This window comes from Embleya sp. NPDC059213 (assembly GCF_042754445.1).
GTDB lineage: Bacteria > Actinomycetota > Actinomycetes > Streptomycetales > Streptomycetaceae > Embleya.
Genome location: NZ_JBHZAV010000389.1, coordinates 1 through 2,434, shown reverse-complemented (window position 1 = coordinate 2,434; position 2,434 = coordinate 1). Strand labels below are relative to the sequence as shown.

Here is a 2,434-nt window from a genome sequence, read left to right as displayed (position 1 = left end):
GTCCTTCGCCCGGTTTCCACGGCCAGGCCCGGTCCGGCCGCGCGGCCACGTCGAACTCGCCCGGACCGAACCGGAGCGACGGGCAGTAGCCGCACACATCCCCTTCGATCCACGGCGGCAGGACCGGCTCCGGCGGGGACGACATGACGGCAGCGTACCGACCCCGGCCGGGTCCGCCGCCGGCGCACGCGACCACCGGTCGATCCCACCCGTCCCCTCCGTATCGCGCAACCCCACGGCCGGTTCGCCGGGTCGGCGACCGGGCCGGCGCGGCGGTGGAGGTTTTCGCGATTCGGGCGTCGGTAGGGGCTGTTCAGGCGCGGCGACGCGGGGTTCACTCGGAAGTACGGCATGTCCCGCCGCGGCGCCCGCATCGAACGGACAGGAGGAATCCCATGGTCCGACCGTTGATCCTCACCCGCAGGGCCCCCTCTCCCGACCCGGCCCGAGCAGCCCACTCCCCGCTGCCCGAGCACCACTTCGACGCCGCCCTCGGCCTCAACGTCACGGCCGACGGCACACCGCTGATCCACGCGGACGGCCACGACGCGATCGGCGAGTACACCGGGACCCAGGAAGCCGGTCGGTGGAAGAAGGACGACTGACGTCCGCACGTCGCATGGGCCGCCGCCGGGCGCAACCGCACCACCGCCCGGCGGCGTTCCGCGCCGTCCGACGGCCCCGCCGCCGGTCCGCGCGGACCACGAGGAGGTGACGATGGACCCGCTGCTCGCCGCCGCCCTGGACGGCCTGGGCATCGCCGAGGCCCCCCGCCCGCTGACCCTGGACCACACCGCCGCCTGGCGCACCCGGCACTGGAAGATCAGAACCGCGGCCGACCCCGCCGGCGTCGCGGCGCTGCTGCACGAGGCCCGCGTCGTCGCGCTGCTGCACGAATTGGGCCTGCATCCGGCGGGGGCCGCGAGCGCACGGGTCGGCGACGGTGCGTGGATCGCGATCGGCTGGCGACCGGGCACCACGCTGTGGGACTGGTGCGTCGCGGCCCGCCGTACCGGCACCCCCGGCACCCGGGCGAGCCTGCGCCGGATCGCCCATCGGGCCTTCACCCGACTCGCCGCACTGCACGCGGCCGGTTGGCGGCACGGCGACATCCAACCCGCCAACATCCTGATCACCCCGGGCAATGCGGTCGAGTTCATCGACCACGACCTCGCCCACCATCGCGACCTGCCGCTGCCGCACCCCTATCGAGGCGGCATGGACCAGTCGACCGCGCCCGAGATCGCCCGCGCACTCCTGGACGGAAAGCCCGACGCCGCCGTCCCCCTCACCGAAGCCGCCGAGGTCTACAGCATGGGCGCGTCGCTGCGCTGGGCCTGGACCGGGCACGCGCCCGCGACCACGCGTCTGCTCGGCCCCGGCGTGACCGCCGAGGACATCCTCCGGGACATCGCCACCGGGCGACACCGGGCCGCACTGGTCGACCACCGCCCGTGGGCCGACGCTGAACTGGAGGCCCTGATCGAGGCGACCACCGTCCGGAACCCGGCCCACCGCGCCGGGAACCCCGCCCGCCTGCGCACGACGAACGGGGTGTTGGGGTCGACGGCCGAACCGAGGTCTCCTGGGCGAGGTCGTCGGTGATCGCCGCCGAGTCGACCGTGCCGCGCAGATACCGCCACAGCGGCCCGTGCCATGCCTCCACCAGTTCGGTGAGCGCCTCCCGCTCCCCGAGTAGGCAGCGCACCACCAACAGTTCGCTTCCGTCCCGACCACCGCACCCCCTCCGTCGCACCGTATGTGCCGGGTAAGTCGGCACGCGCCCCGGAAAGGTTCACGACCCCCGACCCGAGGTCGAGGCGGGCGCGGGGTGCCGGGCAAGATCGACAAACAAATGTTTTCCGTTGTTTGTGTGAATCTCGTGAGAGTTTGCTTGGATAAGCGTCGGCCGGATATGAGCGGCTTGTTATAGGCGTTTTTGATCTGTGATCCACGTCACATTGACGTGCCTTTGGGTGCGGCGATTCACTTTCCAGGCGACGAGAATCGGAAAGTCGGATTCTGTAGCGATGTTTTATCGCACCGACCGCCCGAGTCACGCAGGGCTCGGCCGGTTCACAGTCACCTGGAGGTTGTCGTGACCAAGATCGTCAACTCTTTCTCCAAGAGGTTCAGGACCGAGAAGTCCATCAAGTCCGCCACCTGGTACATCTGGTATAGCTGATCGATACCGGCGGAGAACCGGCCGATCATCGAACCGACGCGGGTCGTGCCCGCTCCCGCCGCACGATCGGAACTCCTGCGGTAGCGCCACCTCGACCCGACGATGCGTCGGTTTGCCGTCCGGGCCCGCGTCCGGTGCCGCCGTTCGTCGGCGGCACCGGGCGCGGGACTCTCGCCCCCGTGGAGCAGCGATGAGTCGTGCGAGTCGTTCCGGACCCTCCGATACGGCCGGGCGCGCCCGGGTCACGAT

2 protein-coding genes are annotated in these 2,434 nt (G+C 71.2%); both read left to right on the top strand.

Annotation, left to right across the window (positions count from 1 at the left end; genetic code table 11):
- Positions 1 to 395: 395 nt before the first annotated feature.
- On the top strand, positions 396 to 605 hold the full coding sequence (locus ACFXMF_RS47485; protein ID WP_360311544.1) for a hypothetical protein: 210 nt from the start codon (positions 396 to 398) through the stop codon (positions 603 to 605).
- 112 nt (positions 606 to 717) lie between these two features.
- A complete protein-coding gene (locus ACFXMF_RS47480; protein WP_360311542.1) occupies positions 718 to 1,605 on the top strand; it encodes a hypothetical protein in 888 nt (295 codons plus the stop codon).
- Positions 1,606 to 2,434 lie beyond the last annotated feature (829 nt).

Coding starts and splice junctions, on each gene's coding strand:
- ACFXMF_RS47485 (WP_360311544.1), top strand. CDS start 396: ATGGTCCGACCGTTGATCCTCACCCGCAGGGCCCCCTCTCCCGACCCG.
- ACFXMF_RS47480 (WP_360311542.1), top strand. CDS start 718: ATGGACCCGCTGCTCGCCGCCGCCCTGGACGGCCTGGGCATCGCCGAG.